This window comes from Halomonas sp. YLB-10, assembly GCF_003856855.1.
Taxonomy (GTDB): Bacteria; Pseudomonadota; Gammaproteobacteria; order Pseudomonadales; family Halomonadaceae; genus Halomonas; species Halomonas litopenaei.
In genome coordinates this window covers 363,636-385,846 of the sequence record NZ_RRCU01000004.1, presented here as the reverse complement: position 1 = coordinate 385,846, position 22,211 = coordinate 363,636, and the positions used below count along the sequence as shown (strand labels likewise).

At 63.1% G+C, this 22,211-nt stretch carries 15 protein-coding genes; 3 read left to right on the top strand and 12 right to left on the bottom strand.

Features of this window, described 5'->3' with window-relative positions; genetic code table 11:
- Positions 1-52: 52 nt before the first annotated feature.
- Complete coding sequence (locus EBB56_RS11590) at positions 53-856, top strand: RNA methyltransferase (protein WP_124804420.1); 804 nt, start codon at positions 53-55, stop codon at positions 854-856.
- Positions 857-920: 64 nt separating this feature from the next.
- Here the strand turns inward: EBB56_RS11590 and sodC are convergent, their stop codons facing one another.
- The 12 genes from sodC to EBB56_RS11530 form a co-directional block, all read right to left on the bottom strand.
- The gene (gene sodC, locus EBB56_RS11585; RefSeq protein ID WP_124804419.1) at positions 921-1,454 is read right to left on the bottom strand and encodes a superoxide dismutase family protein; all 534 of its coding nucleotides are present in this window, start codon (positions 1,452-1,454) and stop codon (positions 921-923) included.
- Between the two features lie 272 nt (positions 1,455-1,726).
- On the bottom strand, positions 1,727-3,085 hold the full coding sequence (locus tag EBB56_RS11580) for a Na+/H+ antiporter family protein (protein ID WP_124804418.1): 1,359 nt from the start codon (positions 3,083-3,085) through the stop codon (positions 1,727-1,729).
- Positions 3,086-3,535: 450 nt separating this feature from the next.
- Entirely contained in the window at positions 3,536-4,579 is a 1,044-nt protein-coding gene (locus EBB56_RS11575; RefSeq protein ID WP_124804417.1) for a branched-chain amino acid transaminase, read from the bottom strand.
- Positions 4,576-5,787, bottom strand: a complete 1,212-nt coding sequence (locus EBB56_RS11570; protein WP_124804416.1) for a class II histone deacetylase — start codon at positions 5,785-5,787, stop codon at positions 4,576-4,578. Before EBB56_RS11570 ends, EBB56_RS11575 begins: the two co-directional genes overlap by 4 nt.
- A gap of 8 nt (positions 5,788-5,795) precedes the next feature.
- Positions 5,796-6,152, bottom strand: coding sequence for a RidA family protein (locus EBB56_RS11565; RefSeq protein WP_108132815.1), 357 nt, complete (start codon positions 6,150-6,152; stop codon positions 5,796-5,798).
- An 82-nt stretch (positions 6,153-6,234) separates the two neighbouring features.
- Positions 6,235-7,269 carry a histone deacetylase family protein gene (locus tag EBB56_RS11560; protein ID WP_045994862.1) on the bottom strand — a complete coding sequence of 345 codons (1,035 nt, stop codon included), beginning with the start codon at positions 7,267-7,269 and terminating at the stop codon, positions 6,235-6,237.
- Between the two features lie 41 nt (positions 7,270-7,310).
- A complete protein-coding gene (locus EBB56_RS11555; protein WP_108132764.1) occupies positions 7,311-8,588 on the bottom strand; it encodes a TRAP transporter large permease in 1,278 nt (425 codons plus the stop codon).
- Positions 8,585-9,229 carry a TRAP transporter small permease gene (locus tag EBB56_RS11550; protein WP_260425339.1) on the bottom strand — a complete coding sequence of 215 codons (645 nt, stop codon included), beginning with the start codon at positions 9,227-9,229 and terminating at the stop codon, positions 8,585-8,587. Before EBB56_RS11550 ends, EBB56_RS11555 begins: the two co-directional genes overlap by 4 nt.
- 64 nt (positions 9,230-9,293) lie before the next feature.
- On the bottom strand, positions 9,294-10,346 hold the full coding sequence (dctP, locus tag EBB56_RS11545; protein ID WP_045994863.1) for a TRAP transporter substrate-binding protein DctP: 1,053 nt from the start codon (positions 10,344-10,346) through the stop codon (positions 9,294-9,296).
- Between the two features lie 364 nt (positions 10,347-10,710).
- On the bottom strand, positions 10,711-11,475 hold the full coding sequence (locus EBB56_RS11540; protein WP_124804415.1) for an AraC family transcriptional regulator: 765 nt from the start codon (positions 11,473-11,475) through the stop codon (positions 10,711-10,713).
- Between the two features lie 154 nt (positions 11,476-11,629).
- Positions 11,630-11,812 carry a hypothetical protein gene (locus tag EBB56_RS11535; RefSeq protein WP_045994856.1) on the bottom strand — a complete coding sequence of 61 codons (183 nt, stop codon included), beginning with the start codon at positions 11,810-11,812 and terminating at the stop codon, positions 11,630-11,632.
- 181 nt (positions 11,813-11,993) lie between these two features.
- Positions 11,994-18,125 carry a carbohydrate-binding protein gene (locus EBB56_RS11530; protein WP_124804414.1) on the bottom strand — a complete coding sequence of 2,044 codons (6,132 nt, stop codon included), beginning with the start codon at positions 18,123-18,125 and terminating at the stop codon, positions 11,994-11,996.
- A 522-nt stretch (positions 18,126-18,647) separates the two neighbouring features.
- Here EBB56_RS11530 and EBB56_RS11525 point away from each other — a divergent pair.
- Both EBB56_RS11525 and EBB56_RS11520 read left to right on the top strand, forming a co-directional pair.
- Positions 18,648-20,456 (top strand): type I secretion system permease/ATPase, encoded by a 1,809-nt coding sequence (locus tag EBB56_RS11525; RefSeq protein WP_124804413.1) that lies wholly within the window; start codon positions 18,648-18,650, stop codon positions 20,454-20,456.
- Positions 20,453-21,823, top strand: coding sequence for an HlyD family type I secretion periplasmic adaptor subunit (locus tag EBB56_RS11520; protein WP_124804412.1), 1,371 nt, complete (start codon positions 20,453-20,455; stop codon positions 21,821-21,823). Before EBB56_RS11525 ends, EBB56_RS11520 begins: the two co-directional genes overlap by 4 nt.
- Positions 21,824-22,211 lie beyond the last annotated feature (388 nt).

Genomic DNA, 22,211 nt, shown 5'->3' with positions numbered 1-22,211 from the left:
GAAAGTGGCGGTATGGTGTCGCTCGTTTTCCCATCGACGGTTGCCGTGCTCCATGACTCAAGCCTTGCCCTTCGCCAATCTGCGCATCGTTCTTGTCCAGACCTACCATCCCGGCAACATCGGCTCCGCCGCTCGCGCGATGAAGACCATGGGACTTACCGATCTGGTGCTGGTCAATCCTCGCGTCTTTCCCGATGAAGAGGCCACCCGCCTGGCCGCAGGTGCGGCAGATGTGGTCGAAAACGCCCGCGTGGTGGAACGTCTCGAGGACGCCATCGATGACTGTGTCAGGGTGGTCGGGGCCAGCGCCAGGCTGAGAAGCCTGCCACTGCCCCACTACGACGAACCGGACGAGATGGCCCAGGCGCTGGTGAAGGACGCGGTGCATGACCCGGTGGCACTGGTCTTCGGCCGCGAGCGCTTCGGTCTGACCAACGACGAAATCCGCCTGTGCTCGCATCAGGTCAGCATTCCGGCCAATCCCGATTACGGCATCCTGAACCTGTCCCAGGCGGTGCAGGTGCTGGCTTACGAGTTGCGCCGGGCGTGGCGCCGACTCCCCTGCTCTGATATCGATGTCGCCGTCGATAGCGATGTCGACAACGTCGCCACTTCGGGGACACCGTCCCGGCTGCGCCAGCCCACCCGCGAGCAGGTCGCCCACTTTCAGGCACATCTGGGCCGGGTGATGCGCGACAGTGGTTTTATTACCCAGCCCCACGCTCGCACCGAGGAACAGCTCCAGGCGCTGTTCGCCCGGGCCACGCCCACGCGCAAGGAACTCTCGCTGCTGCGCGGCCTGCTGTCATCCCTCGAGGCGCACCTGCCCCCTTCCAGCGACGATCGCCAGGACTGACGTCACTACAGCAAAAGGCCCCGCCTGAGCGGGGCCTGGATGGCCATGTCGGGGGTGGCGTCGATCAGCCTTCGATGACGCCACAGGCGACGCGGGCACCGCCACCGCCGAGCTTGGGCTCGTCGGAGTAGTTGTCACCACCGGTGTGAATCATGATGGCGTGGCCTGCCAGGTCCTCCTCGCTGATGCGCGGCGCCAGGGTCGGCAGTGTCGCCTCGCCCTGCTGCCCCACCGCCAGCGCCGGCAGGTCACCCAGGTGGCCGTCACCGTAGGGGCCCTGGTGGGTGCCGGTGTCCTCCGGGTCGAAGTGGCCTCCGGCGGCAGCCGCCGCAACCGTCTCGCCATCCTTCTCGGCCGGCTCGCAGCTCGGGTTCACGTGAACGTGAAGGCCGTGGATGCCGGTATCCAGACCCTCGAGGTCGGGCGTGATCCTGAGACCATGCTCACTATCCTCGAAACTGATGGTGCCGAGGGAGTCGCCAATACCGTCGGTGCTGACGCTGTGCATCTCCACCTCCGTGGCGGCGTGGGCGGCGCCTGTTACCAGCAGGCCTGCCCCCAGCAAGCACGATCCGGCAAACACGCGTGCCTTCAACATCTTGTCGCTCCTGTCCATGTGTCGATCCTCTCCATCTGTGAACAAGTGTCTTGCTGCGCCCTGGGCTCGATAACTCCTTCATCTTCCCGGGAGCGCCACGACCCACCGGTCGATGAGTCTCCCCCAGCGTGGACCATATCGACGGATCTGCACAACCCGTAGCACTCATGTCTCACTATTGTGGTGGCTCACACGTCGACGTTCGGGCCGGGCCTGGCGCACAAAAAACGCCCGCGCAAATAGCGCGGGCGTGTGAGCTTTCCAGCGGGCGATCACAGCGTCATCGCCGCCAGCCAGCCAAAGCCGATCAACGGGATGTTGTAGTGCACGAAGGTCGGCACCACGCTGTCCCAGATGTGATCATGCTGACGATCCACGTTGAGACCGGAGGTCGGCCCGAGAGTGGAGTCCGACGCCGGGGAGCCGGCGTCGCCCAGGGCGGCGGCGGTGCCGACCAGGGCGACCGTCGCCAGATCGGAGAAGCCGAACTGCACCGCCAGCGGAACGAAGATGGCGGCGATGATCGGGATGGTCGAAAACGACGAGCCGATACCCAGGGTGATGAACAGCCCCACCAGCAGCATCAGGAGCGCCGCCAGGCCACGGTTGTCGCCGATGACCTCGACGCTGGCGCTGACCAGGGTCTCGATCTCGCCGGTGGCGGTCATCACGGCCGCGAAGCCGGAGGCCGAGATCATGATGAAGCCGATCAGGGCCATCATGCGCATGCCGCTGGTGAACAGATCGTCGGCTTCGCGCCAGCGGAAGATGCCGCCCATGGACAACAGCGAAAAGCCCACCAGGCCACCCAGGATCATCGAACCGGTATAGAGCTGGATGCCGAGCGCAGCGACGATCGCTACCACCGACATGATCAGGCCCAGGGTGTGAGGCTCCTCGATCTCGCTGTGGTCGTGGCCATGGCCGTGGGCCGGCGTATTGCCAAGCTCCACCTCGTCATAGACCCGAGGCTTGCGGTAGGACAGGAACACCGCCACCAGAAGCCCGAGGAACATGCCGGCGACCGGCACGCCCATGGCCATGGGGACCATGGCGCGGTCGATTTCGAGGCCCAGTGCGGCGCCAGCCTCGTTGATGTTGGCCAGCAGGATGTCGTTGAGGAAGATCGCCCCGAAGCCTACCGGCAGCAACATGTAGGGCGCGGTCAGGCCGAAGGTCAGGGTACAGGCGACCGCGCGGCGGTCCATTCTGAGCTGATTCATCACCTTGAGCAGCGGCGGAATCAGGATCGGAATAAAGGCAATGTGGACCGGGATCAGGTTCTGGGAGGAGATCGCCACCAGCAGCACGCTACCGATCAGCAGGTACTTGACCGTGGCCTGACGGGACGCGCTGGACTCCTGCCCCAGCAGAGTGATGAGGCGGCGTGCCAGCAGGTCCGGCAGGCCCGAGCGAGAGATCGCCACGGCGAAGGCACCGAGGGTGGCGTAGGCCAGCGCCACCTTGGCACCGCCACCGACACCGTCGTTGAAGGCCGCCAGGGTGTCCTCGATGGACAGACCACCGGCCAGGCCGCCCACCAGCGCCCCTACCACCAGGGCCAGCACCACGGAGACCCGCGCCAGCGACAGTCCCACCATCACCAGCACGGCAAGGATTACAGCGTTCATAGACGAATCCAGGTTTATGTTCGAGAGAGGGTTTGCGCAATCGAGGCTTGTCGGAAAAGCACCGGCGCTCGCCGGCTTTTCGTGCCAAGCCTGGTGCCTGGCGAGACGGCCTCGACTGCCGTACGCGACGGCGCCTGGGCATTTCGCCGGTAACAGGCGGCGCGAATGGTACCAGAAAAGTCCTGTGGCCGGGATGTCACCAAAGGGTCATGAGGCGGTTATCTGAGTGACACACGCCTCGTCGATACTACCTCTGTGTTCAGGCGACACCGGGCAAGGGACACTGCCCCTCGAGCGTCACGGAGGCGACGGCGCGGGAAGCGCCAAGGGAGCAACACGGGCACAGGGAAGCTGCCCCAGGGAGGAAAGACGGCTAGCTGCGCCACGACTCAAGGGTCGTGGCGCCTTTCTTTGTGGCCATCGTGCAGCCGCCTGGTTGTGTAAACCGACCTAGTCGCTGTCCGTATCACTGTCTGTGTCGATAACCACTTCGTTGTCCGCCGGGACCAGGCTCAGCCAGTCGGCATAGCGCGCCAGGTCATGGCGATCTCCGTTGGTCGCCGGCGACAACCGACCTCGACAGACGTCGCGATACAGTCGCTGCAGTCTTGCCGTCAGGCTATCGACGGCTATCGGCTCAGCGACCCCGGGAGCCCCCGCGCGGGCGCCGATATGGCGACCATCGAGCTCCCGCAACGGCAGTATCTCGGCGGCGGTGCCGGTAACAAAGGCCTCGTCGGCGATGTACAGCTCATCGCGGGTGATGCGGCGCTCCTGCACCTCCACGCCCAACACCTCACGCGCCAATCGGATCACGCTGTCCCGGGTGATCCCCTGCAGGCAGGAGGTGACCTCCGGGGTGTGCAACACCCCGTCTCGATAGAGAAAGATATTGGCCGCGCTGGCCTCGGCCACGTAGCCTTCGGCGTCAAGCATGATCGCCTCGTCAAAGCCCGCCTTCACCGCCGTATTCAATGCCAGCATGCTGTTGACGTAGTGGCCGCTGGTCTTGGCCCGACAGGCGCTGATATTGACGTGATGGCGCGCCCAGGACGAGGTCAGGGCCCTGAGCCCGACGGCAGCGGTCTCGGCGCTGACGTAGGGTCCCAGGTCCCAGGCCACCACCATCATCTGACAGCTCAACGCCTTGGCCCGCAGCCCAAGGCCCTCGGGACCGAGAAACACGGTGGGCTTGAGATAGGCATCGGTCAGCCCATTGCGGATCAGGCACTGGCTCTGCGCCTCGATCAGCTCTTCATGGCTCCAGGGCACCTCGAGGTCGAGGATATGGGCGCTGTCCAGCAGGCGTCGGGTATGCTCGTGGACCCGAAACAGCCGGGCATTGCCGTTGTCGTCACGATAGGCGCGCACGCCCTCGAAGCAGCCCATGCCATAGTGCAGCGAATGAGTCAGCAGATGGGTCGTGGCCTCCCGCCAGGGCAGCCATTCGCCGTTCTTCCAGATCCAGCCGTCGCGCTGGTGCAGTCCACTCATGTGCCTGGCTCCCTGTCCCTGTTCCTGTTTGCGTCGCTGTCCCTGCCACAGACGCAGGCGATAGCCTCTTCAGCCTGGCTGTCGTCGCGGGCCTCGGTGATCTGCCCAGGCCAGCCGCGCCGCCAGCCATCGATCAGTTCACGCTGGTGGGGCTGCAGTGCCTGATAGCCCCAGGCGGCGATCTCGTCGTTCTGTGGGTCATCCACGCCGATGTCGCTGTCGGCCAGCGCCTGAATCACGGCGTGGCCACACAGCGGGACATAGCCTTCCGAGTAGCCGCCTTCGTGGACGACCACCAGGCGCCCTTCACAACATCGCTGAGCCAGCGCCTTGACCGACTGGGCCATGCGCCCGAAGGCATCGCTATTGAGCAGCATCTTGCCCAGCGGGTCCTTGGCGCAGGCGTCATAGCCACAGGCCACCACGATCAGATCCGGCGCGAAGGCCTCGATGGCCGGCAGCACCAGGCGCTCGACCGCATAGTCGTAGGCGCCAAGCCCCGAGCCCGGCGGCAACGGCAGATTGAGACAGGACCCCGACGCGCCCTCACCGCCCTGCTCGTCGAAGCCACCGGTCTCGAGCGGATAGTTGCCGGCCTGGTGCAGCGATACCGTCAGCACATCAGGGTCGTCCCAGAAGGCGCTCTGCTGGCCGTTGCCGTGGTGCACGTCCCAGTCGAGGATCGCCACCCGCCGCACCAGCCCCAGTGCCTTCGCTCGCATCACCGCCACCGGAATATTGCCGAGCAGGCAGAAGCCGCGACCGCGATCGGCTTCGGCGTGGTGCCCCGGTGGACGGCACAGCGCATAGGCGCTGGCGTGGGTGCCACGGGCCACCGCCTCCACCGCTGCGATGGCAAGCCCGGCGGACTGCCGGGCGCTGGCAAGGCTGCCCGGGCGATAGGGCGCGGCCTCGCCGGCATCGCCACCCAGGCCCGCATCACCTGCCTCCAGCGCATCAAGGTAGTCTTTCGTGTGGAAGCGCTGCAGGTCCTCGCGGCCGGCCGCCGGCGGCTTTACCACCTCAAGCTCGTCGATCAGCCCGCTGACCTCCAGCAGGTTCTTGAGACGGCGCTTGCTCTCCGGGCTCTCAGAGGCCGGCTGGGGCTGCAACCAGGGCCCTGGCGCCGAAAATACCCCGATCGCCCCCTGGTCGTGCCAGAAGCAGCGCTCGTGCCAATAGAAACCGGTCGTCTTGCTGCGGCTCATGGGCGACCTCAGGCCTGGGGCAAGGCGGCCACCACCATGATCTCGACCTTCCACTCCGGCCGGGCCAGGCGCGCTTCCACCGCGGCACGTACCGGCGGACGTCCGGGGCTGACCCAGGCGTCCCAGGCGGCATTCATCTCGTCAAATTCGGCCATGTCGGTGACCCATACCTGGGCCGAGATCAGTCGATCCTTGGAGGTCCCGGCCTTGGCCAGCAGTTCGTCGATTCGCGCCAGCACCTGCTCGGTCTGGCCGCGCATGCCTTGGCTGGCGTCCGCCGGTACCTGGCCGGAGAGGTAGACGGTGCCATTGTGAACGGCGATCTGGCTCATGCGGTCGTTGCTGTCGTGAAGGGTCGGGCTCATGGTGTTTTCCTTGTGGGAGATCATCCGCGGGATGATCGTTGGGCTAAGTATTGAGCTGTATCAGGCTGTATTTAAGCTATGGTCAGGCGTCGTTGAATCCGCGCAGGAAGGCGGCCAGGTTATGGCTCAAGGCCGCGGTCGGATAGCCGCCCTCCTGCACCAGCACGGTGGGCAGGCCCAGCTCACCGATCTGGCGACCGATGGCGACGAAGTCCGGGGTTTCAAGCGTCAGCCCCGCCAGCGGGTCGTCCTTGTGGGCATCGAGTCCCAGCGCCACAACCAGCGCGTCCGGGCTGAAGCTCGCCATGGCGTCGAGCAGCTCATCGAGACCGGCCTGAAAGGCCTCGATACCGCTGCCTAGTGCCAGCGGCACATTGAGGTTGGCGCCGAGTCCAGGACCGATACCGGTCTCGCCGGCTCCGCCCCAGTAGTAGGGATAGAAGTCGCTGGGATCGACGTGCAGCGATCCTGTCCAGACGTCGCCACGGTCGTAGAAGATGTCCTGGGTGCCGTTACCGTGGTGGAGGTCGATATCGAGAATCGCCACCTGGGACACATGCTCGCGCAGCACCGTGGCCGCGAGGGCCGCGTTATTCAGAAAACAGAAGCCCCCGGCACGATCGGGGCCGGCGTGGTGCCCCGGCGGACGACACAGAGCGTAGGCGGTGCCGCCGCCGGCGACGATGCTCTCGGCGGCGGCCTGGGCGGTAGCGGCACTGGCCAGGATGCCCTGAAAGCTGGTCTCGGTCATCGGACAGGCCATGTCGTGCATGTGCCAGCCCACCTGCCCCACCGGATGGCGCGGGTAGTGCTTGCCGCCGCCGCAGGGATGGACGTTCGGCGCCACGAATTCGGTGGCGTCCGGCAACGCCTGCCAGCGGGCATGGATGGTCTCGAGAAAATCCAGGTAGCGCTCGCTGTGGATCTCCTTGAGACGCTCCCTGAGCGTGGGACTGTCGACCTCGGCCGGCGCGGTCAGGGCCAGGCCGACCTCGGCCAGGCCTTCGCTCAGAAGCTCCGCCCGGCGGGGCCCTTCGGGGGAATCGGTGAGGGCTCCACGCTTCAGGAACTGAGGCGGCGCGTGACGTTCCTGGTCAGGATGGTAGAAAAGTTTCATCTGCATCTGTCTCCGGTGATGACGCTCCGTCACTGCTCACATCAGTCGAGCAGCGAGGGGATCCATGTCGATAGTGCCGGAAAACCCGCCAGCAACACCACTACCAGGATAAAGGCGGTATAAAACGGCAGCGACGCCAGGATCGCCTTTTCGTAGGGGACCTGGGCGATTCTTGCCGCCGTCATCAGCGTCATGCCCACCGGTGGCGTGACGTTGGCGATGTTGAGGGTGACGATCATGACGATGGCGAAGTGCAGTGGATCGAAACCCAGGCTGACCATCGCCGGCACCACCACAGGGCCGATGACCACTAGCGCCGGCAGTACATCCATGACCGTGCCGATGACGATCAGCAACAGGCACACCAGCAAGATCTGCACGAAGGCGACATCGCTCAGGGAGGTGATCAGGCTCGCCGCCTCCCGGGCGACGCCAGAGCGGGTGACAAACCAGCCGAGCACCGCCGAGGTCGCCAGCAGAAAGAACACGACACCGGAAAACTTGACCGTGGTCACGAGCGCCTGGGCCACCTTGGCCAGGGTCAGGTTGCGATAGAACAGCATGCCGATCAGGATCGCGTACACTGCGGCAAAGCCCGAAGCTTCGGTGATGGTGGTCATGCCCGAGAGTATCCCGCCGAGGATGATCAACGGCACCAGCATGGCCGGCAGCGCCGAGAAGAATGCCAGCAGAGCCATCTTCAGCGGTGTCGGCGCCTGCTTGGGGTAGCCCCGCCGCCAGGCCAGCACGATGCTGGTGGCCAGCAGCGCCACGGTCATCAGAATGCCCGGCACGATGCCTCCGGCAAACAGGTCGATGACCGAGACGTCCCGCAGCAGGGTGGCGTACACCACCATCACCACGCTTGGGGGAATGATCGGCCCGATGATCGAGGAACAGGCGGTGATCGCCGCCGCGTATTCGGCGTCGTAGCCCTGCTTCTTCATCTCCGGAATCATGATCTTGCCGATCGCCACGGTATCGGTGATGGCGGCCCCGGTCAGCCCGGCGAAGAACAGCGACACCGTCACGTTGACGTGAGACAGCGCCCCCCTCACCCGACCGAACAGCGCATTGTTGAAGGCGATCAGCTTCTGGGTCAGCCCGCCCTGGTTCATCAACTCGGCGGTAAAGATGAAGTACGGAACGGCGATCAGCATGTAGCCGGAGACACCGGAAAACATGCGATCGGCGATGATCCCCACCAGGCGCTCGCCGCCCAGCTCATAGACCCCGGCAACCCCCGAGATCGCCATGACCACGGCGACCGGGGCGCCGATCGCCAACACCAGGATAAAGGCCAGAATCGCGGCGGTCATGGGCGTGGCTCCCGGGCGACGGCGTCGCCTTGTGGTGAAGAGGGATCGGAGGATTCGACACGGCTGTCGACCGCCTGCTCGGCGTTGCTGCCGGCGCCATTGTCATTGGAATGGATCGCCTGCTCGATCACCGCGTCGCTGTCGATGAAGTGCTCGAGCAGTGCAAAGCCGTGCACCAGATGCAGCGCGATGATGGCGCCGGTCAGCGGCACCGCGAAGGTGGTCCACTTGTAGGAAATCTGAATACTGTCGGACACCATGTAGCTCTGGCGGGCGTTGGAAAAGAAGTCCCAGCCGTAGAACATCATCAACACCGCCAGCGTGCCGATGACGGCCAGGGTCGCGCCGGCTGCCAGCACCACCAGCGGGCGCGGCAGCAGCTTGACCAGCAGTGTCATGGCCACGTGCTCACCGGAATGCAGCGCGATGGTCGAGGAGATGAGCCCGATCCACGGTAGGAACAGGCGGGCCAGGGAATAGGTCCAGCTGAGCGCCCCGCCGGTAAACAGGGTGTACAGAAACCCGGTGAACGAAATACCCAGCATGGCCAGGACGCAGCCGACGCAGAACACGATGGCGAGGCGATTGACGCCGTCGCTCAGGCGCTGGAGCCAGGCCTGAAGAGATCGCAGTGATGACATGACAGGAGAACTCGGGCAAGGCGGTGGGCACTGGCGGGGCGGCCTGGCCGCCCCGCCGCGACAATCACTGGCCGTAGCGGCTGTAGGCCTCTTGCGGCAGCGACTGGCGCAGGCCATCGACCTCGGCCAGCAGGTCGTCGATCAAGGCGGCGTCGAGTCCGAAGTCGTCGACGATCCAGCTCTTCCAGGCCGGACGCGCCACCTCTGCCATGCGCTGGCGCTCTTCTGCCGGCATCAGGTAGCACTCCTCGAAGATCTCGCAGGACGTCTGCCAGCTGGCGGTCGCCAGCATGCCGGAAGCGCCATGGCTCAGGCTGACCGCCTCACGGGCGGCGTTGGTGATGACCCGCTGGTGCTCCTCGGGCAGCTCCTGAAACCAGCTCTCGCTGACCATCCAGCTGGCGCTGTTGTACACGTGCCCGGTCAGGGTGGTGTAGTCGGTCACCTCGTCCAGGCCGAAGGTGGTGTTGATCACCGGCGCGTTGAACTGACCGTCGGCGAGTCCGGTCTCCAGCGCGGTGATCAGCTCGCCCCACGGCAGCGGTGTGGCGGAGGCACCCAGCGCCTCCATGGTGGCGACGTGGGCCGGGTTTTCCTCGGTGCGGATGTTGAGCCCCTCGAGGTCATCCACGGTCTTGATCAGCCGCTCGTTGTTGGTGAAGGCGACAAAGCCGCCACCATCATCGAAGGTCCCCAGATAGCGCATGTCCGCCTGTTCGATGGCGCCCTGCATGAAGTCGGCGAACCACTCGCCATCGAAGAAGGCCCAGGCCTGGCGCCAGTCATCGAACAGGAAGGGGGCCGTCACCGCCTGATACTCGGGGTAGAACGACGACATCGCGCCGGAGGTCAGAATGGCGGACTGCAGCGCCCTGCCACCGGCCTGGACCTGGGAGCCGGTCTCGACCTCGGAGCCCATCTGGCCGCCACCGAAGATGCTGACGGTGACGTCGCCTTCGGTGCGACTTTCCACCAGCTCCTTGAAGTGGACCAGGGCAGGATAGATGGCGTTGTTGGTCAGGTTCTCGGGGATCAGGGTAGCGATGGCCATCTCGTAGGACTGAGCCTGCGCCTGGGACGCCATCAGCGCCAGCGGCAACGCTGCGAGCGCCAGCATCGGCGCTCGTCGCCGCTGTCTGGCCGGCTGGCCACGCCGGGCGCCGACCTTGTGGTTGTCGTGCGAGCGGCGGTCAGCCGAAATGCGGTCGTCAGTGCGGGCGGAGGCAGTAAGGGAGGTCGAAGACATCGGTAACTCCGGTTGTTGTCATGGTTGTTGTCATTGTTGATGGCGCCGAATCGAGGCCGGCGCCGAGTGACTCCTTTTCAGGCTATGCGCGAAACCCATCGTCAACTTGCCCGAGACTACGAAAACCTTGCCCGGAACTCAGGCAAACCGTGTCGTCGGACACAACGTCACCGCGACGAGAGGAGAAAAGTGACAAGTGGGTGAGCGCGAGAGCGGAGAGAGGCTAAATCGCTGTTTAGAAACCTGTGCGCTCCTGGGAGGGCGCCACCCCATGAACCCTGCGATAGGCTCGGGAAAAACTGCCCTGGTCACGAAAGCCCACCAGCGCCCCAATCTGCCCCAGCGGCAACTCGCTGTGACGGATCAGCGCCTGGGCGTGGCTCAACCGGCGTCGACGAACATAGGCCTGCGGCGTCATCCCGGTGGCCTGGCGAAAGCTGGCGTGGAAGTGACCGGGACTTAGCGCGCACAAGGACGCCAGGTCATCCACGCGAATATCACTGGCCAGGTGCCTATCGATCCAGTCGTCCAGCAGACGCAGATCGAGCCGACCGCTGACGCCCGTCGATCGTGTTGGGGCACAGGTTTCGCTGGAAGCCTCCAGATGGAGATAGAGCGCGCGTAACAGAAGCGCTGCGATATCGTTGCCCAGGGTGGGGAATTGATCCAGTTGCCGCATCAGGCTGTCGGCAAGCCGCTGCAGATCGGGGGGCACCGCGAAGAAACGCGGTCGCTCGAACAGTCGGGCCACGTCGACGTCCGGCAGCCCGAAGACCACCGGCACGTCGAGCACGAAGGTACGATTGTTGCCGTCTCCCAGGTAGTCGTGATGGCAGTTGCCTGGAATCAGGCAACCACGCTCGGCGGTGACCCGTTGCTCCCGCCCCTCAAGGGATAGTTCGGTACTGCCGCAGGTGGGCAGAATCAACTGGTGGTAGCCGTGCACGTGGGACACGTGCTCGTTGGCCAGGGTCGTGGTCCTGAGATCGATCCGGCTCACGATCGCCTCGCCTGAAGAAGATACCTCTACCATGCCGCTCACCGAACAGCCTGACAAGCCGGGGCGAACGCCCGGCTTCACGCGACCTCAACGCTTGTCGCCTGGGCATCCTTGTGGCGGGGGCATGGCGGCCGTTGTCAGACTCGGCGTCTTCTCAACAGCGACCCTTCTTGGCCTGTCCCGGCGGACAGAAGTCGCCACCGTCATGATCTCGATGGTCGCGATGATCGTCATCGATGATGATCAGCGGCTCCGGCGAGACCCGTGCGGGGTCATAGCTGCAGCCCACCATCAACACGGCCATCACCAGGAAAACAATCCATCCAGCGGTTCGCATATGCATGACTCCTTCCGTTCAAATCGACACCAGCCTAACGCAAAGGTCGCCTTTTCACCGCTGTCGACGCCCTGCAACACCCGGTGTCTGCCAACAGCGACAACTACTCTCTGGATCTGGCGCCCAGAAAAATGCCGCTCCCGGGGGAGCGGCATTCACACGGTTGACAGTGGCAAGCCTGTCAGAACAGTTCGTCGGGTTGCTGCTGGGGCAGGCCCTGTAGATCCAGCGGATCGACCACATCGGGCACTTCCTGCGCAGACTCGCCCTGCTCGGCGGCCACGGTGAAGCGCGACGATGGCACCACCTGGTCGGTTTCCTCCGGCGGGACACCGTTGCCTTCGTACATCGGCTTGATACCCTCGATAACGAACATGTTGTCGTTGTAGTCGAGGTTGGATCCGGAATAGTCCTGAAGCACCAGATAGGTATCAGGAATCTCGTTACCTTCATCGTCCAGCGCCTTGAACACGCGAACGTAGTAGCCACGCTCCAGATCCGGCGAATCCGCCGGTGGCTTGCCCTTGCCGGGAGGATTCAACGAGGGATCGGAGGACAGGGTGGCCACCTCGAGGCCGAACAGATCGTTGCCTACCCAATTGTCGGGAATATCGTCTCGGGTGAAGGTGGCTGCCGGTTCCTGACGATCAAGATAGGTCAACGGCAGAAAGGACTGGTTCTGGTCCTCATCGTGGCGGATCAACTTGATATCCTGGGAGGTATTCCTGAAGGCGTGGAGTCCGAAGGCAGCCACACCCGCCCCATGCAGTGCGACTATCTGACTCACCTTGGCTTCATCGACCCCGTCGGCCAGGGTCCAGTAGCGCGACAGCACTTCCTCCTCGCTGACGGCGCGATAGAAACCGTAGTCATCGAAGGCCGAGCCTCTGGCGCCACCGTCCGTCGGAATACCGCCGATCCGGTTGCCGAATCCGGCCACATTCCAGACCTCGTCGACGGTCGGTTCCCAGCCGCCCTCATCCTGAGCCTGCCAGAACCCGGCAAGCGTCAACTCCTGGACCGGGGCATCGGCGTCGTTGGTCACCAGCCTCAGACTCCCGAAGAAGCTGCCGTCATCGGCGTTGCTGGCGGGCGGACGATAATTCGCGCGATCGAACAATACATCGATCTCGAGCGATTCCCCCGGTGCCAGTGTCACCCCTTCAAGGACCGCCGCGTCAGCAAGCACGAAGGGGCCATCCAGTGAGACATCAAGAATAGTCAGCGGGTCGCTGCCATCATTGGAAATGACGGCGGTAGCACTTTCCTTGAAGTCCCGATCCGGGCCACCAAAGTTGTTTTCATCGAGATAGTTGAACAACAGGCGATCACTGAAGTAGTTGACATCACCACTCTCCAGGTGGGCCACGGCCTCGGCAGTGACGGCGACTGGCGTCACATCCAGGTAGTCGATGCGCTGACTACACAGATCATCGGACACCATGTGCAGGCGGTACTCGATCCCGGGCTCCAGCTCGACGTAGTAGGACTCTTCACCCGCCGTTCCTGCTCCGGGAAAGGACATCACGGTCAATGGCTTGCCATTGAGACTGAGGGCCAGATCCTCGCCACGCAGCACACCGGCATTCGCCGCCAGATCGAGCCGGTAGAGGCCTCGAGTATCGACCTCGAAGAAGAAGTCAGCGCTTCGCGGGTCGACGCTGAGCGCCGAGATGCCATCCTCAAGCTCGATGCGCACGCCATCGGTGGCGTCGGCTGGCCCGAGAACGGCGGCCCGAATCGCTTCCAACGACTGGTCGGGCACCCACAACAGGTCCATGTCCGGCCCAACCGCCGCCGGCGCGGTCACTACCAAGGTATTGATCCCCGCCTTCAGGCTGACCAACACGTTATGATAGATCCAGTCAGCGTTATTCTCACTCAGCCCTGCGAAGTCGAGATCATCCTGGGCGACACCATTGATACTGAAAGACAGCGGTCGATCCGCCTTGGTCTGAGAAAGGTTGTAGCGGAAACCGATTTCATAGGTTCCCGCTTCTTCGACACGAATCGACCAGGTGATGGTCTGGTCTTGCGTGCCCCTGAAGTCGGCGTAGGCGTTCTCCGAGACGTCGCGCACGTCACCCACTTCGACCACTCGGGGACCGTTTAGCAGTGCATCCTCGGCCTCGTAGATGCCGAAACCGGGCGAAGGCTCGTGCACCACTTCCAGCTGATCCACGTTAGGCCCAGCCCGGGACACCGACTGCAAACGCACCTCGACATCGCCCGGCGCCAGGTTCACCTCGATATCCTGGGTCATCCAGAAACGCCAGCGATCGGAACCCTCGAGGCTGTCCGGTGCCGGTGGAAAGTCGGCGATACCCACACTCAGGCCATTGACGAAGACCTCGAGAGGTCGATCCGAAAAGCCACCATTGGCATAGCGCACCCGCAGCACGGTGTCACCACCATCACCGGCTTCCAGGGTGAAGCCAAAGGTGATGGCATCGTCTGAGTTCCTGCCGAAATCAGCGTAACCGCCACCGACCCCGTCGTTGTCATCCAGATTGCCGTCATTGCCAAAGCTGCCCGGCTGTAGCCCCGGCACCTCACTGGCGATCCCTTCACGGATGATGATCTCGGCAGCGCCGCCCTCGCTGATGGTGGCGCTGGTGCCGTCGTCAGGGGTGTTGTCCTCGGCCTGGATGGTTGCCAGTATCCTCATCGAGTCAGTGCCAGCCCCGCCGGATGACATGGGTTCGACGGGATCCAGGCGGACCAGCTGACTCTCGCCGGTCCGGCGGTTCAGGGTGACCAGATACAGGCGCCCTGTGGCGGGGTTCTCGATGATATCCAGAGGATCGGTATAGGTGATGACCTTGCCGGCGGCATTCCGCAGAACGTCGTCACCGATGACCTTGCCTTCGGCATTCACCGTGATCCAGCGAATGTCGTCTCCTCCGGAATACTCGGTGATCAGCAGACTGCCCTTGAAGGCATTGCCGAAGGTCTCACTGACGTATTCGGTCGCGCCGTTGGCAGAGCGGTTCTCCCCCAACGAGTAGGCATCGTCGATGCGATAGTTGGGGTCGGGCTGGATGCCTGGATCGTAGGACGTGACCTCGTTGATGTCCTCCAGCCGGGTGGGGTTACCGCCGTTGAGGATGTACTCGTCCTGCAGAGGATTCGGGTGGCCGTAGTAGCCCCCCTGCTCGACCTTGAACAGATAGTCATCCTGCTTGACCACGTTGGTCGCCGATTCGTCGATCAGCGTCGAGGGGTCATCCGGCACGGCACCGCCCGCCGCCGAGCCATTGGTCGGCGTGTACAGGTAGCCATTGGAGTGCCAGACCAGATCGTAGGCGTTGCGGACCCCGGTGGCGAAGATCTTGACCACGGCATCATCGACGAAGGGATCGTAGAAGCTCTCCAGCACGAGGCCATCAGCGTCCTGGACGCTGGCGACACCCTTGTCGTCAAACACCAGAAAGCGCCCTTCCTCCATGGGAATGGGGGCATTTTTCAGGTCATTGTCGACGTCGAGGAAGCGTGTCTGGTCTTCCGGCAGGGGCTCGGTGGTGACATCGAAGCCACCAGCGGGCGGCGAGCGCGTCGGATCCACCTCCAACACCGCCGCAGACAGCAGACGTTCGGGCCTATTGCCCCAGGCACTGTCGCCGTCCCCCATGGCGGTATTGGACCCCTGGGTCAGGTAAAGCAGATGCGAGGGTTCAGTGGGCGAGACCTCTGCATCAAACGCCGGATTTTCCCGAAACTCGATGCTGTTGGTGACGTGGTCCGCCACCGAACGGGGAAGTCCGGTCAGGTAGACTTCGGCACTGCCGCTGAAGTCGTCTCCCTCGTCCAGGGTAATCTTCAACAAGCGCCCGCTGAAGTCGGGGGTCGAGGTGTCGCGTCCGGACAGCGGGATCGGATAGTTGTCGGTCACCCACAATACCTTTGGATCGGTCGGGTCCACCGCGATGCCGATGATACCCCGCCGATTGTTGAAGGCGTCGGCGTCGGGCTCCATGAAGGGATCCAGGGCCAGCGACAGGGCCTCCCCGGGGCCCAGCGAGCCGTCCTCGGGGTCCAGCGCGTAGCGCACGATCTGGCCGCCCATGCTGACCACGTACAGCGCATCACCCTCGGCGCTGACCTCGAGGGAGGTAAAACCGAAGGCTCCGTCGACGGAACCGTTCAACTCCACCGTTCCCTCGAAGGCCACATCACTGGGCAGGATATCCGGTTCCGGCCCGGTAACGAAGGTATTGGTGTACTTCAGGAATTCCCGGGTCGGCAAACTGCTGTCGCTGTTGTCGCCACGATCCTGAAAGCCATCGATCACCAGGCTATAGCTGGTGAAAGGCTTCAGCGTTTCCCTGGGGGAAAGGGTCAGTGAATCGAAACCGCCGGTGGTGTTGATATCAAACGCCACCTCGATGCCGGTGACGGTCTCGAACAACCGCACAGAACCATCGCTCAGGCTCTTCAGGAGTGCGCCTCCTCGGCCCTCGACCACCTGAACGCCGACGAAGATATCGGAGGTGGGATCGACTCCGGTGGGCAGGTTACCGTCTTCCCTGTCCAGATCCACGACCACGGTGTTGGTAGCAACACCGGCGATGGCCCGGGCATCGGTAAAGTGCGCATAGTCGAGGCTCGCTGGCTGGTCATCTTCCGGAGTCAGGTCCGGCAGAGGTCGGATCTCCAGATACTGCAGCTTGACGTTCTTGCTGTCGACGTCGAGCGCATCCAGCGTCAGACGACCATCGGTCACCTCAACCACCCGAGTGACCAGATCCGAACGCAGGCCCTCGGTGTCATTGGTCGGCGTCGCATCGATGGAAAAGTCGTCTGGACGCCCTGGGGCAAAGGCATCGGTGAAGGCAACACCCTCCGCATTGACCCCGTAGAAGGCGTCGAAGTTGCCGGAAGCGTCGCCCACTGACAGGGTCACCTCGTAGAAGCCGGGCTCCAGCTCAATTTCCCAGCCTGCATCGACGAAGCCGTCGCGCTCGCTGGTCATCTGGGCAAAGGTCGCCTGGCGCGGGTCCAGGCCGACGAAGCGCTCGGAACGATCCACCAGGGTAAAGGCACCCTGACTCGCCAGCGACAATGGATCGGTGCCGTTCTCCGTTCCGTCGGCAATGCTTTGCTCGGTGACCCAGCCGTAGCGGTAGGTCTTGCCGTCCACTTCCAGTAGCTGTGTTCCAAAGGCCTGGCCGGTGTCCGCGACATAGCCCTCGGGAACGTCGGCCCCCTGTGGCTGGAAGTTGATCTTCAGTGTCGGACGCTCGCCGGGCTCGACGACGAGCGGAGACAGCTTGACCAGGTCAAGGTTGGCCCCCCCTGACGTGAGATTCTCAAGGCGAACAGTATGGGTCCCGGCTTCGAGCTTGAGTTCAAGCGACTCTTCCCGCCAGCGTTGCCAACCATCATCACCAGCCCCGGTGGAAGCAAGCTCGAACTCGCCTACCCTGACGCCATCAATGTAGAGCACCATGGGGCGATCAGCGTTGCCTCCATTGGCGTAGCGGGCGTCCAGTCGGAAATTGCCGCCTTCCTCCACGGTCACTTCGAATACCCCGGCATCGCCGACATCGTTGCCCAGGTCAAGGTAACCCTCGCCACTGTAGCCAGGCCTGAGCGAATCCACGCCATCGGCTTCCAGGCGAGCCGTCGTATCGGCCGGGCTGCCTGGATCCGACTCCTGATCGTCGATGGTAAAGGTTTCCGCCTCGAACGACATGATGCCTGTTTCCGGCTCCGGATCAGGATCGGGATCGGGATCGGGATCGGGATCGGGATCTGGATCTGGGTCGGGATCTGGATCTGGGTCGGGATCTGGTTCGTCTTCCACCTTTACCAGTGTCAGCTGATCCAGGTTGGGTCCCTGGCCCACGCCACCCTGTTCCGCCGTGGGGATCGACAAAAACAGCTGATGCGAACCCGGCTCAAGCTCAAGTTCGACCGTCACCTCCTGCCAGCTGCTCCAGCCACCGGTTCCAGGAAAGCTCACCGACGTCGTGACGCCGCCATCCACCTGAAGCGCCAACGGACGATCACTGTTGCTGCCGTTGGCATAGCGCAGGGTCAATTGGTAGCTGCCTGCCGTATCGACACTGATGTCATACTGGACACCATCACCGGGATCCCTGCCAAGATCCACATAGGCATTGTCGACAGCACCGGGCCTGGCGTTGCTACCCGACACCACTTCGGTGACAGCGCCGGAGGGTCTACCGCCAACGTCGATGATGATGCCCTCTTCCGCCTGCCAAACCAGAAGATCGGCATCCTGTGGCACCACCAACATCTGGGCGGTTCTTCCCGTGATCGGGCTGACCATCTCATCGTTACTGCTCATGGTGACTCCATATATTTTCTACATGTCATACCCCATGAAAACCGTTTTACATTCGGAAACAAATAGCAAATATCTTACACCAACATCAGAAGTTGAGGGTTTTTTTTGATCCAACTACTTCGTCTTGATCAACTCTCCCTTCCACAACAGAACTTTTTTGACGCATCTAAAAGCGGCCGAAAACCTATTTACTCCCTCTAAAAACAATGACTTCAATATTCCTCACAATAATCGTCGACAAAAACAGCACAGAATTCTTCAAAAATTCAACAAAAGAATACGGAAACATCTATTGAGATTCTTCATTTTTATGCCGTTTTACATAGATTTGTAAGCTCTAAAAAAGTCGTTTCGGCGAACTTCTCCCTAGCCTCTCACTCCCTGCCAACTCCATACTTCATTCCATCAGATTTCGGACACCCTGCACGACAAGGTGATAAACGACATCAGGCATCGCTCTTCGCTCCGGCTGCCAACACCACCAGAACTTCGCCGCAAATCCAGAAAACGAGACGCCTTTACATGACCCCCACCCGTTACAATATTCGGGAGGCGATACTTCGCTGCCGACGCGGCCTCTTCGACGTCGGACTGTTCAGCCTGTTCATCAACCTGTTGATGCTGGTGCCTTCGCTATACATGCTGCAGGTGTATGACCGGGTGCTGGCCAGTCGCAGCGTCGAGACCCTGGTCATGCTGACGTTGGTCGTGGTGTTCCTGTTCGCCGTCATGGGCGGACTCGAGTGGGTTCGCTCGCGACTGCTGGTGCGCATCGGCAATGCCCTGGATGAACGGCTCCAGCCGGCTATCCATCAGGCCATCTACGATCAGGCCCTGCGCCGTCCGGGTGCCACCTCGACCCAGGCGCTGGATGATTTGGCCACGCTGCGCCAGTTCGTCTCCGGCCCCGCCCTGCTCGCCTTCTTCGACACGCCATGGATCCCCCTCTACCTGGGGGTACTAACGCTATTTCATCCGCTCTACGGGCTCTTTGCCCTGGCCGCCGGCATCCTGTTGCTGGCCCTGGCCGCGATCAACGAGGCCTGCACCCGGGGTCTGCTGAAACAGGCTGGCGCCCACCAGGTCGCCAGCCGTGATGAAACCGCCGCCAACTTGCGCAACGCCGAGGTGCTCCATGCCATGGGCATGCTGGAGAGCGTAAAGCGACGCTGGCAGTCGCAGCACCGTGACTCCCTCGCACTGCAATCCCGGGCCAGTGATCGTTCAGGTGTACTCACCCACCTTTCGAAGATACTAAGGCTGCTGTCCCAGTCGCTGATCCTCGGCCTGGGGGCATGGCTGGTACTGAAGGCGGAATTGACCCCAGGAATGATGATCGCTGGCTCGATCCTGCTGGGGCGAGCTCTGGCCCCCATCGATCAACTGATCAATGGCTGGAAGAGCTTTATCGCCGCCCGTAACGCCCGCGAACGCTTGGGCCAACTCATCGACAGCGAGGCGCCATCACCACCGATGCCGCTGCCCGCCCCGAAGGGCCAGCTTTCCCTCCAGCAGGTATGTGCCGGCCCGCCTGGAGCGACCGTCGCCTCACTCAACGCGATCAGCGTCGACCTCAAGGCTGGCGAACAACTCGCTATCATCGGCCCGAGTGCCTCGGGAAAATCGACCCTGGCACGGGTAGCCCTGGGCATCTGGCCGAGTCTCGACGGATGCGTACGCCTCGATGGCGCCGACATCCTGCGCTGGGAACGCAGCACCCTGGGGCCCCACCTGGGCTATCTGCCCCAGGACGTGGAGCTGTTGGCCGGAAGCATTGCAGACAACATCGCTCGCTTCGGCCCGGTCGACGCCGACGCAGTACTCAAGGCAGCCCACCTGGCCGGCGTCCACGAGTTGATCCTCAAGCTCGACGAAGGCTACGACACCACCATCGGACACGGCGGCACGGGTCTATCCGCCGGCCAGCGTCAACGCATCGGCCTTGCCAGAGCCCTGTACGGCGAACCATCGCTGGTGGTGCTGGACGAACCCGATTCCAATCTGGACGAAAGCGGTGAGCGAGCCCTGGTGGAAACCCTGGTCCGCCTGCGCCGGCTCGCCACCACTACCCTGGTGATCACCCACCGACAGCGCCTGCTGGCCCAGGTCGACCGGGTAATGTTCCTCGACAACGGCCGAGTGACGTCCCTGGCTCCTCCCTCCCCGGCCGGCGGGGCAAGACTCAAGGGAACGGTGTCCTCGGCACGGGTGGTGAAGCAAGTCGCCGGTGCCGGCACGCCCTCTTCTCAACGAGCCCCGTCCGGCGTTGCGCCATCGAACCCGCTGCCAACGGATCCCCCTTCATCCAACAGCTCGAGGACACCACGATGAGCGCTCAAGTCTCTACTTCGGTGCCCGTCGAGACCGCCGCCATCGACTCGAGCTCGGCCACCGCCGGTCCTGAGAATCTAGTACCGGTGGACCTTCGGCCCTATCGACGCTGGGGCCTTGCCATCCTGCTGGTGGCCTTCGGCGGCTTCGGGGTCTGGTCGGTCACCGCTCACCTGGCGGTGTCGGTGGTCGCCCCCGGTTCGGTCTCGGTGGAAAGCTTCACCAAGACGATCCAGCACCTGGAAGGCGGCATCGTCGCCGACGTGCTGGTCGAGGACGGCGATCACGTGGAAGCCGGCGCCCCACTGATCGTGCTGGACGACACCCAGGCGCTGGCGCAGCAGCGCATCGCCGAAACCGAGTACCTGATCACTCGGGCCAGCGAGGTGAGGTTGCTGGCGGAACAGGCCGACAGCGACAGCCTGGTCTTTCCACCGGAACTGATCGCGTCCAGCAATTCGCGGGTTCAGGAGGTGCTGGGCGTGCAGCGGCGGCTGTTCGAGGTACGCCGGCAATCGCTGGACGATACGCTGGCCGCCCTGGACCAGCAGATTCTTCAACTGGAAGAGCAGATCACCGGCCTGGGGCAAACCCGTTCGATCACCCAGCAACGCATCGACTCGCTGGAGGGTGAGGTCGCCAACCACCGCAAGCTGTTTCGTGACGGCATGATCAGCAGCCAGCGTCTGCGTGAGCTGGAGCGCGAGAGCCTGGAGTACCAGAGTGACAACGCGGGACACGCCTCGGAGATCGCCCGACTGCGCGCCCATATCAGTGAAAACACCCTGAACAAGCAGATTCGCCTGCAGGAATTTCAACAGCAGGTGGGCGAAGCGCTACGTCAGGTCCAGGCCGAGGTCGCCGACGCCGAAGAGCGCCTGGTCGCCCTCAATGACACCCTCGCGCGCACGCGAATCACGGCCCCTGTGGCGGGTACCGTGGTGGACCTGCAGGTGCACACCCTGGGCGCCGTGGTACGTGGTGGCGACCCGCTGCTTGACCTGGTCCCGGCCGGCGACGGTTTCGTGATCGAGGCCCGCGTCCCCAACCACGATGTGGATCACCTCTACCCCGGCCAGTCGGCGGAAATCCGCTTCAGCGCCTTCAACCAGCGCCTGTCCAATGTCATCGACGGCGAGGTGATCCGCGTCAGCGCCGACAGCTTCGAGGACGAGGCCACCCGCCAGCGCTACTACAAGGTCCGCGTCGGCGTGACCGACCTGGGCAAATCGCAGCTGACCGACAACATGCGTCTTGTCGCAGGCATGCCGGCAGAGGTGATGATCCTCACCGGGGAGAGAAGCTTCGCCAGCTATATCACCAAACCGATCAACGATATGCTCGCCCGGGCCATGCGTGAGGAATGACGAAAGAGCAATCACCAAACCACTGATTCAATGGCGACATGCTAGCCCGGGCAATGCGTGAGGAATGACGAAAGACCAATCACCAAACCACTGATTCAATGGCGACATGCTCGCTAGAGCAATGCGCGAGGAATGACGAAAGAGCAATCACCAAACCACTGATTCAATGGCGATATGCTCACTAGGGCCATGCGTGAGGAATGACGAAAGAGCAATCACCAAACCACTGATTCAATGGCGATATGCTCACTAGGGCCATGCGTGAGGAATGACGAAAGAGCAATCACCAAACCGCTGGTTCGATGGCGCCATGCGCACGCGCAGACTGCCAGTTCCAGGAAGCCCCCCCCCAGAGGGATCAAGCAGTAGGATCAAGTACTGGGATCAA